This window comes from Alloalcanivorax marinus (genome assembly GCF_016906305.1).
Lineage (GTDB): Bacteria > Pseudomonadota > Gammaproteobacteria > Pseudomonadales > Alcanivoracaceae > Alloalcanivorax > Alloalcanivorax marinus.
In genome coordinates, this window is sequence record NZ_JADDOL010000004.1 from 67,861 (window position 1) to 82,154 (window position 14,294).

A 14,294-nucleotide genomic window follows, 5' to 3' on the forward strand; every position below is an offset into this window, starting at 1 on the left:
TTCATCCTGAATCCTGCATCCTGTATCGGCTTTTTAGCGCTCGTAGACCGGCAGACGCTTGCAGATCTCGGCGACCTTGCCGCGCACTTCGTCGATCACACTCTCGTCGCCCATGTTGTCGAGGATGTCGCAGATCCAGCCGGCCAGGTCGGTGGCGTCCTGTTCGTTGAAGCCGCGGCGGGTGATCGACGGCGAGCCGATGCGCAGGCCGGAGGTGACGAACGGGGAACGCGGGTCGTTGGGCACGGCGTTCTTGTTCACGGTGATGTGGGCGCGGCCGAGGGCGGCGTCGGCGTCCTTACCGGTGATGTCCTGCTTGATCAGGCTGAGCAGGAACAGGTGGTTCTCGGTGCCGTTGGAAACCACGTCGAAGCCCCGGTCGATGAACACCTTGGCCATGGCCTTGGCGTTCTTCACCACGTTCTGCTGGTAGGTCTTGAACGACGGGTCCATGGCTTCCTTGAAGCAGATCGCCTTGGCGGCGATGACGTGCTCCAGGGGACCACCCTGACCACCGGGGAACACCGCGGAATTGATTTTCTTCTGCAGGTCCTCGTTGGCCTTGCCCATGATCAGGCCGCCGCGGGGGCCGCCGATGGTTTTGTGGGTGGTGGTGGTGACCACATCGGCGATGCCCACCGGGCTCGGGTAGACGCCGGCGGCGACCAGGCCGGCCACGTGGGCCATGTCCACCAGCAGCAGGGCGCCCACTTCGTCGGCGATGTCACGGAAGCGCTGCCAGTCCACCACCTGGGAATAGGCGGAGAAGCCGGCCACGATCATCTTCGGCTTGTGCTCGCGAGCCAGTTTTTCCACCTGGTCGTAGTCGATCAGGCCGGTGTCGTTGTCCAGGCCGTACTGCACGGCGTTGTACATCTTGCCGGAGAAGTTGGGCTTGGCGCCGTGGGTCAGGTGACCGCCGGCGTCCAGGCTCATGCCCAGCACGGTGTCGCCGGGCTGCAGCGCGGCCATGTAGACGGCGGCGTTGGCCTGGGAACCGGAGTGCGGCTGCACGTTGGCCCAGTCGGCGCCGAACAGTTCACAGGCCCGGTCGATGGCCAGTTGCTCGACCACGTCCACGTGCTCGCAACCGCCGTAGTAGCGCTTGCCCGGGTAGCCCTCGGCGTACTTGTTGGTGAGCACGGAGCCCTGGGCTTCCATCACCCGGGGCGAGGCGTAGTTCTCGGAGGCGATCAGTTCGATGTGCTGTTCCTGGCGCTCGCGCTCGGCGTCGATGGCGGCCTGGATTTCCGGGTCGAACTCGGCGATGGACATGGATTTCGGGAACATGCGCTACCTGTACCTGGGTGGTGGGTTTCGGGGTCCGCATTCTACCCAAAACCCGGCCGGTTGGCACATGAAAGCCCCTCATCCACCTCGTGAGCGGCGCTCACGGACTCAAGCGGCCCGGTCGCACCCTGCGTCGTCGTCGCTGACGGTGTGGTCCGCCGCCATCCGGGGCGGCGCGGCCTCCGGTTCCTCCTCCTCGTCGCCCAGGCGGAAGCCGGCCACCAGCCCGGCCAGGGCCTGCGCCTGCTGGCGCAGGGCGCCCGCCGCGCCGCTGCTCTCTTCCACCAGGGCCGCGTTGTGCTGGGTCAGGGCGTCCAGTTCGCTGACCGCGGTGTTCACCTGCCCGATGCCCTGGCTCTGCTCCCGGGCGCCGGCACTGATGCCGGCGATCACCCCGGTCACCCGCTCGATGCTGGCGACGATCTCTTCCATGGTGCGGCCGGCGTCGCGCGCCAGCCCCACACCGTCCCCGGTGCTGGCCACCGAGCGCGCCACCAGCTCGCGGATTTCCCGGGCGGCGTCGCCGGAGCGGGCCGCCAGGGTGCGCACTTCCCCGGCCACCACCGCGAACCCCCTGCCGTGCTCCCCGGCCCGGGCCGCTTCCACCGAAGCATTGAGCGCCAGAAGGTTGGTCTGGAAGGCGATGCCGTCGATCAGCGCGACCATCTCGTTGATGCGCGACGAAGCGGCGCTGATCTCGTCCATGGCGCCCTCCACCTTGCCCATCGCCGCCCGCCCCCGGCGCGTCACCTCCAGGGTCTCGCGGGTCAGCCCTTCCGCCTGGCCGGCGGCGTCGGCGGTGTGGCGCACGGTGGTGGTGATCTGCTCGATGGAGGCGGAGGTCTGCTGCAGGCTGGCGGCGGATTGCTCGGTGCGCGAGGCCAGTTCCTGGCCGCCCCGGGCGATCTCGTCGGAGGCCCGGTGGACGCCGTGGGCACCGTCACGCACCGCCTGCAGGGTGGTGTCGATGCGCTCGATAAAGCCATTGAACGAGCGCGCCAGATCGCCGAGCTCGTCCCGGCGCGGGCTGTCGATGCGCGCGCTCAGGTCGCCGTCGCCATCGGTGATTTCGTCGATACGGCGGGTGAGGCGCCGGATCGCCCGGGACATCAGGTGCGGCCCCACCAGCGCCACGATCACGGCAAGCAGCCCCACCACGCCGGCGAACAGGCCCACGGTCAGGCGTTGCCGGCGGATTTCGCCGGCGGTGGCCGCCGCCAGGTCCAGGGCCCGGGCCGCCACCGCCTGGCTGGCGCCGCCCAGCCGCTCCCCCAGCGCCTCGAAGCGGTCCAGGGAGTCCCGATCGATCTGCTGGGTGGCGCGCACCACGTTCTGATCGTCGTAGAAATCGAAGGTGGCCCGGGAGGCCTCCCGCCAGGCGGCGAAGTCGGCCTCGACCCCCTCGGCGCTGGCCAGCACCGCCGGATAGTCGGCCAGGGCCTGGCGGAAGCGGACCAGTTGGCGCTCCACCTGGTCCGCCATCGCCTGGTAGCTGGCCTTGGCGGCCCTGGATTCCGGCATGCCGGGGATATAGCGGAGATATTCGTTTTCCGCCGAGCGGGCCTGGTAGAGGTCGCGCTGGGCGCCCATCACCGCCACCGTGGCGTCATGGAGAGGGCCGCTGAACGCGTCGAGCCGCTCGCGCAGGGTATTGACCAGCAGCGCGTCCGCCAGCACCACCAGCCACAGCGACAGGGCCACGCCGATAAAGGCCAGCGCGTATTTGACGTTGATCCGATTGAGGGAGCGAAGCATGGGGCCTCCTGGGTGAGCCTGAAAAAAACCGACCCGGAGAGGATGGAGACCCCCTGTTGCAAATTAGTGAATCGTGGCGCTAAAAACCACCATCATGCGGGCAATGCCGCCCATTATGCCGCCAAAACGCTTTTCTTCAGGCATGCGCGAGCACGGCCCGGTGACACCGGGCCGTGCGGGGTCGGGCACCGCCGCGATCAGGCGGCGCGGTCTTCCTCCCGGTCATCGCGCACCGCGCGCAACGTCGGCACCGGGGCGTGTTCCGGCGCGGTCTCGCCGGTCTCGTCGCCGTCGCTGAGGCGGAAGCCGGCGATCAGCCGGGCCAGGGCCTCGGCCTGATGGCGCATGGACTCGGCGGCGGCACTGCTTTCTTCCACCAGGGCGGCGTTGTGCTGGGTCATGGCGTCCAGCTCGCTGACCGCCGTGTTGACCTGGCCGATGCCCTGGCTCTGCTCGCTGGCGCCAGCGCTGATTTCACCGATCACACGGGTCACCTGCTCGATGCTGTCGACGATTTCCTCCATGGTGCGGCCGGCGTTCTTGACCATGTCGGCGCCGCTGCGGGTGCTGCTCACCGACCGGTCCACCAGCTCGCGGATGTCCCGGGAGGCATCGCCGGAGCGGCCGGCCAGGGTGCGCACTTCCTGGGCCACCACCGCGAACCCCTTGCCGTGCTCACCGGCCCGGGCCGCCTCCACCGAGGCGTTCAGCGCCAGAATGTTGGTCTGGAAGGCGATGCCGTCGATCAGGGCGATGATTTCGTTGATCTTCGCCGAGGAGGCGCTGATCTCCTCCATGGTGCTTTCCACGTCGCGCATCGCCTGCTGGCCGCGCCGCGCCACGTCCACGGTGGTGTGCGCCAGCCGGTCCGCCTGGCCGGCGGAGTCGGAGGTGTTGCGCACCGTGGTGGTGATCTGCTCCATGGAAGCGGAGGTCTGCTGCAGGTTGGCGGCGGACTGCTCGGTGCGCGAGGCCAGCTCCTGGCTGCCCTGGGCGATCTCGTCGGAGGCCCGGTGCACACCCAGGGCATTGCGGCGCACCGACTGCAGGGTGGTGTCGATGCGCTCGATAAAGGCGTTGAACTGGTCCGCCAGCTCGCCGATCTCGTCACGGCGGCTGCTTTCGATGCGGGCGGTCAGGTCACCGTCCCCGTCGGTGATCTCGCGAATGCGGGCGGACACCTGACGGATCGCCTTGGACATCAGGTGCGGGCCGATCAGCGCCACCGCGATGGCCACCAGCCCCACCACCACGGCGAAGCCGATCACCAGGGTCTGCTGGCGCGCGACCTGGGCCAGGGTTTCCTCCTCCAGCGCCTGGACGCGGTCGTTCACCGCCTGGCCGGTTTCGTCGTAGAAGCCGCGCAGCGCCTCGAACGCGGTCAGGGAGGCGCCGTCCAGCTGCTCCATGGCGCCACCGATGTCCTGGTCGTCGTAGAGGGTGAATACCCGGGTGGCGTCCTCGCGCCAGGTGCCGTACAGCACCTCGAAACGCTGCAGCCTCTCGCTGGTGTCGGTGTAGGGCGCCAGCAGCTCCGACACACGTTTAAGGCGGTCGCGGGCCTGATCCGCGTTCTCCTCGAAGGTCTCGCGGCTGACCTTGGCCTCGGGCGTGCCCGGCACCGTGGCCAGGTAGGACATTTCCGCCACCCTCGCCTGGTACAGGTCGCGGTCGGCATTCAGCGTCAGCGACAGGGCCTGGTTGAACACCTCCGCCACGACCACCATGCGGTTTTTCACGGTATTGACCAGTATCGCGTTGGCGGTGACCACCACCAGCAACGCCAGCGCCACGCCAATAAAGGCGGCGCCGTACTTCACATTGATCCGATTGAGTTTGGCGAACACGGCTCGACTCCCGATTGAGAGCGGGCTGAATGCCCGCTTTTGTTATCCCCACATGTGGTCCCCAAATCGGTATCGGCGACGAGCCGGCGAACTTTAGCCCCGCGCCCCGCGGGCTTTCATCCCGGGCCCGGTTCGGTTAGTTTAGGCGCCATTCCGCCCGCGCCCCGTACGGCGGGCCTTCCACAGTGAATTCAGGCAGTTCCTTACTATGTCCCAGTACATTTTCACCATGGACAAGGTGGGCAAGGTCGTCCCGCCCAAAAAGCAGATTCTCAAGGACATTTCCCTGTCCTTTTTCCCGGGCGCCAAGATCGGCGTGCTGGGCCTCAACGGCGCCGGGAAATCCACTCTGTTGCGGATCATGGCCGGCGTCGACAAGGACTACCTGGGCGAGGCGCGGCCGCAGCCGGGCATCAATATCGGCTACCTGCCCCAGGAGCCGGAGCTGGACCCGGACAAGAACGTGCGCGAGATCGTCGAGGAGTCCCTGTCCGAGATCCGCAACGCCCAGGCCCGCCTGGAAGAGGTGTACGCCGCCTACGCGGAAGAAGACGCGGACTTCGAGAAGCTGGCCGAGGAACAGGCCAAACTGGAAAACATCATCGAGGCCACCGACGCCCACAACATCGAGCGCCGCCTGGACATCGCCGCCGATGCCCTGCGCCTGCCGCCCTGGGACGCCAACGTGGCCAACCTGTCCGGCGGTGAGCGCCGCCGGGTGGCCCTGTGCCGGCTGCTGATGAGCGCCCCGGACATGCTGCTGCTGGACGAGCCGACCAACCACCTGGACGCCGAGTCGGTGGCCTGGCTGGAGCGCTTCCTGCACGAATTCCCCGGCACCGTGGTGGCGGTGACCCACGACCGCTACTTCCTGGACAACTCCTGCGAGTGGATTCTGGAACTGGACCGCGGCGAGGGCATCCCCTGGAAAGGCAACTACTCCTCCTGGCTGGAACAGAAAGAGCAGCGCCTGGAGCAGGAAGCCAAGAGCGAAAGCGCGCACCGCAAGACGGTGGAGAAAGAGCTGGAATGGGTGCGCCAGAACCCGAAAGGCCGGCGCGCCAAGAACAAGGCCCGGGTCAACGCCTTCGAGGAACTGGCCAGCCAGGACTTCCAGAAGCGCAACGAAACCCAGGAACTGTACATCCCGCCCGGTGAGCGCCTGGGCGAGAAAGTGTTCGAGATCAAGGACGTCAGCAAGCAGTTCGACGGCAAGCTGCTGTACGAGCACCTGGACTTCTCGATCCCGCGCGGCGCCATCGTCGGCATCATCGGCCCCAACGGCGCCGGTAAGACCACCCTGTTCCGCATGCTCACCGGCGAGGAAACCCCGGATTCCGGCGAGATCGACAAGGGCGAGACCGTGGACCTGGCCTACGTGGACCAGAGCCGCGAGGACCTGGACCCCAAGAAGACGGTCTGGGAAGAAGTCTCCGGCGGCAACGACATCCTGAAAATCGGCAACTACGAGGTGCCCAGCCGCGCCTACCTGGGCCGCTTCAACTTCAAGGGCGGCGACCAGCAGAAACGGGTCGGCGATCTGTCCGGCGGCGAGCGCAACCGTCTGCACCTGGCCAAGCTGCTCAAACAGGGCGCCAACGTGCTGCTGCTCGATGAGCCCACCAACGACCTGGACGTGGAAACCCTGCGCGCCCTGGAAGAAGCGCTGCTGGCGTTCCCCGGCTGCGCGGTGGTGATCTCGCACGACCGCTGGTTCCTGGACCGGGTGGCCACCCACATCCTGGCCTTCGAGGGCGACGCCCAGGTGGAATGGTTCGAGGGCTCCTACACCGAGTTCGAGGAATACCGCCGCAAACAACTCGGCGACGAGGCCCTTCAGCCCAAGCGCATGAAGTACAAGCGCATCGAGGTGTAAGCCCGCCGGAACGATGGATGATCGCGGCTGAAGCCGCTCCTACAACGGTTCGCCCCGGTAGGAGCGGCTTCAGCCGCGATGACGGCGGCGTCAGGCCCGATCGAAAAGCCCGCTCTCGGGCGGTTCAGGCGGCCCACCCGGCGGCCTAGCTGAAACGGCCTTCAAGATCGGTTTGTCGGCGAGTATAATGGCGCCATGAATCGCAAACATGGCACCGCGCCTCTCTCCAAGACCAACCCCCACCTCCGCAAAGCTGGCGGAGACTGGCATGCTCGCGCGCGCTCCGTGGCCAGCTCCACCGCCATCGAAACCGGCAAGTCCGTGAAAGCGATCAAGGCCAAACTCAAGAAGCATCCGACTCGGCATCCTGCAAAGCCTGCCTGACAAACGCCTCCATCAAACCATATTCCTCACCAAGCCCCTGCTGAATGGCGGCGAAATAAGCCTTCCGGTCCTGGTCCCAACTGGAAAAATCCAAGCCCGGCTTACCCGCCTGAAGGGCCATGATATCCGCCAGCAACCGGCCGATGCGCCCATTGCCTTCCCGAAAAGGGTGCACAAGAACAAATTCAACATGGACTCTAGCGATGGCGGAGATCAGATCCTCATCGGTCATATCGAGACAAGGCGTTGACCCCTGGATCACCTGGTCCAGCTCCTCGACGAGCCTGGGCAGTTGAGCGGCGGCCGCGAACGGGAAGCCGTTCTTGCTCATATTGACGGTCCGATACTGGCCCGCCCAGGCATAGATACCCCCCAGCCATTCCTTGTGCCAGGCAACCAGGTCCTCCATGCCGAGGGTTTCGTCTTCGGTCACGGACTCGTACACACTCTGATAAAGGTAATTCAGGCCATCGAGTTCAATCTGGTCCATCAGATCAGGGTTGGTAACGCCAAGCTCGTTGGCCAGCACACTCTCCTCAGAGCCGGGCTCCCACTCCCCTTCCGGGGAACCGGCCGTATCGTAACGCCCTTGATTCATAACGTGCCCTCACTTCGCCGAGTGTTCCTAGCATCAGTGATTTACACACGGCGGCCAAGGCAGCATGGGCGCCAATTGGCCGATAGGCATTGGTTATTTGGACGGCGCTCGCAAAGCGCCTATCCTTTGGCCGATAACCGCAGACGCCAACCGCAAGAGGCACCGGCATGACCTCCCCGCCCCGGCACGACGCCGGGCAAGAGCCCGCGGATTTACCGCTCAACGACCCGTCCCCCCGTTTCGACTACCGGGAATACGGCGCCGATGGCGCCATCGGCGAGCAGGCCCTGGCCGCCGAGGTGGCCGTGGCGATCAGCTACAACGGCATCAATCACGCGGTGATGATGGCCACTCCGGAACACTTGGAAGACTTCGTCACCGGTTTCACCCTGACCGCCGGTCTGGTGGACGACGCCCGCGCCCTCTACGACATCGAACTGACGCCCCTGGAAGACGCGGTGGAAGCAGCGGTGACGCTGAGCAGCCGGGCCTTCGCCGGTTTCAAGCAGCAGCGGCGCGGCCAGGCCGGCACCGGCGGCTGCGGCCTGTGCGGGGTGGAGGCGCTGGATCAGGCGCTGCCACCGTTGCCAGAGCGCGCCCGAAGCCCGTTACCGCCGCCGGAGCACCTGGAGGCACTGCGCAAGCGCTTCGAGGCCACCCAGCGGCTGGCGCGCCACAGCGGCGCCATGCACGCGGCGATCTACGTGGACGGCGCCGGCGAAACGCGCCTTTGCCGGGAGGACATCGGCCGGCACAACGCGCTCGACAAGCTGATCGGCGCCTGCGTCCGGCGGGGCCTGGATCCGGCGGACGGCTTCCTGGCGATCACCAGCCGCTGCGGACTGGAGCTGATCCACAAGGCGGTGCGCGCCGGCGCCGGCACCCTGGTGAGCCTGTCCGCGCCGTCCTCGCTGAGCGTGCGCCAGGCACGGCGCAGTGCGCTGAATCTGATTCACCAGCCTCGGCAGGGCGCGCCGCGACTGTACAGCCCGACACCCTGACCCCCGGACTCGGGCCCCGGGAACATGGAGACCCCCAATGAGTGATCCTCATACCCCCGCCGATCGGCTGCGCTTCAAGCCCTACCCGGGCCCCGCCGCCGGTTGGGGCGCGTTGCGCGCCGTCACCGACCACTGGTTCGAGAGCAAGCAGCCGTTCAAGAACCTGTTCGCCATGGTCAAAACCAACAAGAGCAACGGCTTTGACTGCCCCGGCTGCGCCTGGGGCGAGGCGCCCCAGGGCGGCATGATCAAATTCTGCGAGAACGGCGCCAAGGCGGTGAACTGGGAAGCCACCAGCCGCCGGGTGGACGCCGCCTTTTTCGAGAAACACAGCGTCTCCGATCTGCTCAAGCAGGACGATTACTGGCTGGAGTTCCAGGGCCGGCTCACCGAGCCGATGGTCTACAACCGCGCCACCGACCACTATGAGCCGATCCGTTGGGACGACGCCTTCGCGCTGATCGCCCGCCATCTGAACGGCCTGGACAGCCCCCATCAGGCCGCCTTCTATACGTCCGGCCGGGCCAGCAACGAGGCCGCCTTTCTCTATCAGCTGTTCGTGCGCGCCTTCGGCACCAACAACTTCCCGGATTGCTCCAACATGTGCCACGAAGCCAGCGGCGTGGCCCTGGCCGAAAGCATCGGTACCGGCAAGGGCACCGTGACCTTCGAGGATTTTGACAAGGCGGATGCCCTGTTCCTGTTTGGCCAGAACCCGGGCACCAACCACCCGCGCATGCTGGAGCCGATTCGCGACGCGGTGAAGCGCGGCGCCCAGGTGGCGGTGTTCAACCCGCTGCGCGAGCGCGGCCTGGAACGCTTCCAGGCGCCCCAGGACCCGAAGGAAATGCTCACCGGCGGTTCCTCGCCGCTGAACACCGCCTACTTCCGCCCGGCCCTGGGGGGCGACATGGCGGCGGTGCGCGGCATGGTTAAATGGCTGCTGCAATGGGACCGGGAGGCGACGGAGAGCGGCGGCGCGCCGGTGTTCGACCACGCCTTTATCGCCGAGCACACCACCGGCCTGGACGACTACCTGGCCGAGGTGGACGCCACCTCCTGGGAACGGATCGAGGCCCAGTCCGGACTGAGCCGCGGCGTCATCGAACAGGCGGCGCGCATCCACCGCGACAGCAAGCGGGTGATCATCTGCTGGGCGATGGGCATCACCCAGCACAAACATTCCGTGCCCACCATCCAGGAAATCGCCAACCTGCAGCTGCTGCGCGGCCAGTTCGGCGAAGGCGCCGGCCTGTGCCCGGTGCGCGGCCACTCCAACGTACAGGGCGACCGCACCGTGGGCATCGCCGACGAGCCGCCGGCGGCGCTGCTGGACGCTCTGGAAAAACGCTTCGGCTTCCCGCCGCCCCGGGAGCCGGGCTATAACGTGATCACCACCCTGCAGGCCATGGTGGCGGGCAAGCTCAAGGTGTTCCTGGCGCTGGGCGGCAACTTCGCCCAGGCCACCCCGGACACCCCGCGCACCCACGAGGCCCTGCGCAGCTGTGACCTGACCGTGCAGATCAGCACCAAGCTCAACCGCAGCCATCTGGTGTGCGGCACCGAAGCGCTGATTCTGCCCTGTCTGGGGCGCACCGACATCGACCGTCAGGCGGCCGGCCCCCAGGGCGTCACCGTGGAGGACTCCTTCTCCATGGTGCACATTTCCCATGGCCAGCTGAAACCGCTGTCCGAGCAGATGCGCTCGGAACCGGCCATCCTTGCCGGCATCGCCGAAGCCACCCTGGGCAAGACGCCGGTGGACTGGTCCGCGCTGGTGGCGGACTACGACCGCATCCGTGACCTGATCCAGGACACCATCCCCGGCTTCGAGAACTTTAACCAGCGGCTCAAACACCCCGGCGGCTTCTACCTGGGCAACCCGGCCCGCGACCGTCAGTGGCACACCGACAGCGGCCGCGCCTTGCTGGCCAAGAATGCATTGCCGGACAATCTGGTGGATGACGGCATCCTGGCCCGTGGCGACACGCCGGATCTGGTATTGCAGACCCTGCGCTCCCACGATCAGTACAACACCACCATCTACGGTCTGCACGACCGCTATCGGGGCGTGCACAACGGCCGCAAGGTGGTGTTCGTCAACGCCGCCGACATCCGGCGCCTGGGCTTCCGGCCCGGCGATAAAATCGATCTGGTGTCGCTGTGGCGCGACGGCGTGGAGCGGCGGGTGAGCGATTTCACCCTGCTGGAGTACGACGTGCCCGCCGGCCAGGCCGCCGCCTATTATCCGGAAACCAACCCGCTTGTGCCCATGGACAGCTACGGCGACGGCAGCTTCACGCCCACCTCCAAGCTGATCGCCATTCGTTTGGAAGCCAGCCGTGCCCCGGCGCGCATCGCCTGACCACGGCGGGCCACGCCGGTGAGCGGCTTGCTGGCACTGAGCCTGGCGGGTCTGCTGGCGGCACTGGTGACCCTGGCGGTACTGGACCTGCGCCATTGCCGCCACGGCCACGCCCATCCACAACAAGGCGCCGACGGCGACAGGGTCGTCGGCCGGTTGCGCGTGATGCTTTGCCTGGCGGTGGGCTTTCTGATCCCCACCGCGGCCATGGATATCGCCACGGTGCTGTACGCGGATAAAGGCAGGGCCCTGCGCACCGGCACGGTCTCGGCGCTGGCCAGCTGCCACCGCGACCCTTTTTTACTGTGGCTCGGTCATCGCTGTGAGGTGCGCGTCGCCTGGCCGGGTCCGGGCCCGGTGCGGCTCACCGTGCAAAGCCCGACGCCGGTGGCCTCCGGCGACCGTATTGGCGCTTATCTACAACGATTCAGCCGCCGCCCCGGCGCCGCCACACGCTATTTACCGGTGGCCAGCCGCACAGCGGGGATCGATCCCGCCGGATGGCGGCCGGCGCTTACCGCCGGCGGTCTATTGCTGGGGCTGGTCAGCGGAATCGGCTGGGAACGCCGCTGGCGCCGGCACCGATTCTCCGGTGGCGCCGGTTCCTCACCGCGCCCCCGGGGTCGGCTCTGAGCATCGGGCCCGGCGCGCATCGCCTGACTGCAAGGCCCTTTATATTGACTTTATCGGGAGCGACTTTAGCCTGAACGTATTCTCCGGTTCGGCTGGATTGGCCATGGATAACGACAGCCTGATCACGCCGTTGTTGGCGGCGGCCGACAAGCGGCTGGGTGCTGACGGCAGCCACCATGTTCAGAATATCGAGCATATTCTCAAGACTTTGAGAACGCACCTGGGCATGGACGTGGCGTTCATCGCGGAATTTCTGGGTGGGCAGCGCGTCATCCGGCATGTGGACAGCAAGCACTCTCCCGGCAGGCTGGCTCCCGGAGACAGCCACCCGCTCCAGGACAGTTACTGCCACTACATCGCCAACGGCGAGTTGGACGGCATCGTGGCGGACACCGCGCTGCATCCGCTGACCCGGAACATGCCGGTGACGCAGGCGCTCGATATCGCCAACTACATCGGCGTGCCCGTTCATCTGCCGGACGGCTCCTTGTTCGGCACCTTCTGTTGCTTTGACCACGAAACCGGCCGGAACCTGGGCCCCAGGGACCAGGCTTTGCTCGGCGCCTTCGCCGAGTTCGCCGGCCGCCTGATCGGCCAGAGCCTGGAACGGGCGGCCGGCGACCGCGAAACCAGGGAGCGAATTCTCGACATGCTCCGGCACCGGCGCCTGCGCACCGTCTTTCAGCCCATCCTGCATATGGAACAACGCCGGGTGGTGGGCTTCGAGGCCCTGACACGCTTTGACACCGAACCCTATCGACCGCCCAACCAGTGGTTCGATGAGGCCGACCGGGTGGGCCTGGGACTGGAATTGCAAAAGCTGGCGGTGCAAACCGCTCTGCAAACCGCCGCGCCCTTGCCGAAGACCTCTTACCTTTCCCTGAACGTCTCCCCCGAGCAAATCCTTGATGGTGAACTGGCCAGCGTTCTGCATGGCTGGCCGGCCGAGCGTGTTTTGTTGGAGATCACGGAGCACGCGCGCATCGTCGATTATCCGGCGCTGCGCCAGGCGTTGGCGCCGTTACGGGAACAAGGGGTGGACATCGCCGTCGACGATGCCGGCGCCGGTTATGCCAGTTTCCAGCATGTGCTGGAGCTGGAGGCCGAGATCATCAAGCTCGACATCAGCCTGATCCGGGATATTCACCGCGACCGTGCCCGGCAGGCGCTGGCGGCGGCACTGATCCGTTTCGGCGAGGTGATCGGCGCGCGCGTTATCGCCGAAGGCGTGGAGAACCGGGAAGAACTGGCCACCCTGCGGCGGCTCGGCGTGGCCAAGGTACAGGGGTATTTCGTCGGCAAGCCGATGCCCATCGAGGACGCGCTCCACTTCACCCTGGTGGACGAATCCCCGCCCCGCGCTTAACGTCTTCACGGAGCATCACCCGTTCCGGTTATAGGCTGCCGGACAGCGGCCCCCTAATTCCGAACCTCGGGAGACAGCAGCGTGCGCGACGACGTTCAACGGTACTACGGCCAACATCTCACCGGCAGCCAGGATCTGCAGACCAATGCCTGCTGCGATCAGGCCCCGCCGGACCATCTGAAACCCCTGCTGGCACGCCTCCACGAAGAGGTGGTGAGCCGCTATTACGGTTGCGGTCTGGTGGCGCCGGCGGCGCTGGAAGGGCGGCGGATTCTGGATCTGGGCTGCGGCTCCGGCCGCGACGTCTACCTGCTGTCCGCGCTGGTGGGGGAGCACGGCGAGGTGGTCGGCGTGGACATGACCGACGAGCAGCTGGCCGTGGCCCGGCGCCACCGGGATTACCATCGGCAAGCGTTCGGATTCGCCGAGAGCAACGTGCGTTTTCTGAAAGGCTATATCGAGGAACTGGACGCCCTGGACCTGGAAGACGGCGGCTTCGATATCGTGGTGTCCAACTGCGTGATCAACCTGAGTACCGATAAGGCCAAGGTGATCGGTGACGTGAAGCGGCTGCTCAAGCCCGGCGGCGAGTTCTATTTTTCCGATGTGTACGCGGATCGGCGGGTGCCCGCGGCGCTGACCAGGGACCCGGTGCTGTACGGCGAGTGTCTGGCGGGGGCGCTGTATTGGAACGATTTCCTCCATCTGGCCAGGGGCCGCGGGTTCGCCGATCCCCGGCTGGTGGAATCGCGGCGCCTGACCGTGGACAACCCGGCCATCGAAGCGAAGCTGGGCAACCTGCGTTTCTACTCCGCCACTTACCGGTTGTTCAATATCGAGGCGTTGGAGCCGGCCTGCGAGGATTACGGGCAGGCGGTGATTTACCGGGGGACGCTGGCGGAGCAGCCGGAGGCCTTCGTGCTGGACGGTCATCATGTGATGGAGGCCGGGCGGGTGTTTCCGGTGTGTGGGAATACCTGGCGGATGTTGGCGGAGAGCCGGTTCGCGGAGCATTTTGATTTCGTGGGGGACTTTTCGCGGCATTTTGGGATTTTTGAGGGGTGTGGATTGAGGGTGCCGTTCGAGGAGGGTGACGCCGATGCGTCGTCCAGTGCTTGTTGTTAGTGGAGACGTTGCCCTCCAGTGAGGGCGCCGGCTTCGGTTTTGCCCTTCCAGGAC

General features: G+C 66.4%; 10 protein-coding genes. 6 read left to right on the top strand and 4 right to left on the bottom strand.

Annotated elements, in window-relative coordinates; genetic code table 11:
- Positions 1–33: 33 nt before the first annotated feature.
- From glyA to IM760_RS04735, 3 genes are all read right to left on the bottom strand, one after another.
- Entirely contained in the window at positions 34–1,290 is a 1,257-nt protein-coding gene (glyA, locus tag IM760_RS04725; protein WP_204427392.1) for a serine hydroxymethyltransferase, read from the bottom strand.
- 108 nt (positions 1,291–1,398) lie between these two features.
- Positions 1,399–3,045: a methyl-accepting chemotaxis protein gene (locus tag IM760_RS04730; RefSeq protein ID WP_204427393.1), complete on the bottom strand. Its 1,647-nt coding sequence runs from the start codon at positions 3,043–3,045 to the stop codon at positions 1,399–1,401.
- 197 nt (positions 3,046–3,242) lie between these two features.
- A complete protein-coding gene (locus IM760_RS04735) occupies positions 3,243–4,892 on the bottom strand; it encodes a methyl-accepting chemotaxis protein (protein ID WP_204427394.1) in 1,650 nt (549 codons plus the stop codon).
- Between the two features lie 208 nt (positions 4,893–5,100).
- Between IM760_RS04735 and ettA the strand changes: the two genes are divergently transcribed.
- Entirely contained in the window at positions 5,101–6,768 is a 1,668-nt protein-coding gene (ettA, locus tag IM760_RS04740; protein WP_204427395.1) for an energy-dependent translational throttle protein EttA, read from the top strand.
- Between the two features lie 343 nt (positions 6,769–7,111).
- Here the strand turns inward: ettA and IM760_RS04745 are convergent, their stop codons facing one another.
- Positions 7,112–7,750 (bottom strand): Fic/DOC family protein, encoded by a 639-nt coding sequence (locus IM760_RS04745; protein ID WP_204427396.1) that lies wholly within the window; start codon positions 7,748–7,750, stop codon positions 7,112–7,114.
- A 167-nt stretch (positions 7,751–7,917) separates the two neighbouring features.
- Between IM760_RS04745 and fdhD the strand changes: the two genes are divergently transcribed.
- The 5 genes from fdhD (at position 7,918) to IM760_RS04770 (ending at position 14,240) form a co-directional block, all read left to right on the top strand.
- Positions 7,918–8,751, top strand: coding sequence for a formate dehydrogenase accessory sulfurtransferase FdhD (gene fdhD, locus IM760_RS04750; RefSeq protein WP_204427397.1), 834 nt, complete (start codon positions 7,918–7,920; stop codon positions 8,749–8,751).
- 37 nt (positions 8,752–8,788) lie between these two features.
- Positions 8,789–11,116 (top strand): FdhF/YdeP family oxidoreductase, encoded by a 2,328-nt coding sequence (locus IM760_RS04755; RefSeq protein WP_204427398.1) that lies wholly within the window; start codon positions 8,789–8,791, stop codon positions 11,114–11,116.
- Between the two features lie 27 nt (positions 11,117–11,143).
- On the top strand, positions 11,144–11,749 hold the full coding sequence (locus tag IM760_RS04760) for a hypothetical protein (protein ID WP_204427399.1): 606 nt from the start codon (positions 11,144–11,146) through the stop codon (positions 11,747–11,749).
- Between the two features lie 103 nt (positions 11,750–11,852).
- The gene (locus tag IM760_RS04765) at positions 11,853–13,115 is read left to right on the top strand and encodes a sensor domain-containing phosphodiesterase (protein WP_204427400.1); all 1,263 of its coding nucleotides are present in this window, start codon (positions 11,853–11,855) and stop codon (positions 13,113–13,115) included.
- 81 nt (positions 13,116–13,196) lie between these two features.
- Entirely contained in the window at positions 13,197–14,240 is a 1,044-nt protein-coding gene (locus IM760_RS04770; protein ID WP_204427401.1) for a methyltransferase domain-containing protein, read from the top strand.
- Positions 14,241–14,294 lie beyond the last annotated feature (54 nt).

Excerpts from the sequence above, each read along its gene's own strand:
- glyA (WP_204427392.1), bottom strand. The coding sequence starts at position 1,290 with ATGTTCCCGAAATCCATGTCCATCGCCGAGTTCGACCCGGAAATCCAG.
- IM760_RS04730 (WP_204427393.1), bottom strand. The coding sequence starts at position 3,045 with ATGCTTCGCTCCCTCAATCGGATCAACGTCAAATACGCGCTGGCCTTT.
- ettA (WP_204427395.1), top strand. The coding sequence starts at position 5,101 with ATGTCCCAGTACATTTTCACCATGGACAAGGTGGGCAAGGTCGTCCCG.
- IM760_RS04745 (WP_204427396.1), bottom strand. The coding sequence starts at position 7,750 with ATGAATCAAGGGCGTTACGATACGGCCGGTTCCCCGGAAGGGGAGTGG.
- fdhD (WP_204427397.1), top strand. The coding sequence starts at position 7,918 with ATGACCTCCCCGCCCCGGCACGACGCCGGGCAAGAGCCCGCGGATTTA.
- IM760_RS04755 (WP_204427398.1), top strand. The coding sequence starts at position 8,789 with ATGAGTGATCCTCATACCCCCGCCGATCGGCTGCGCTTCAAGCCCTAC.
- IM760_RS04765 (WP_204427400.1), top strand. The coding sequence starts at position 11,853 with ATGGATAACGACAGCCTGATCACGCCGTTGTTGGCGGCGGCCGACAAG.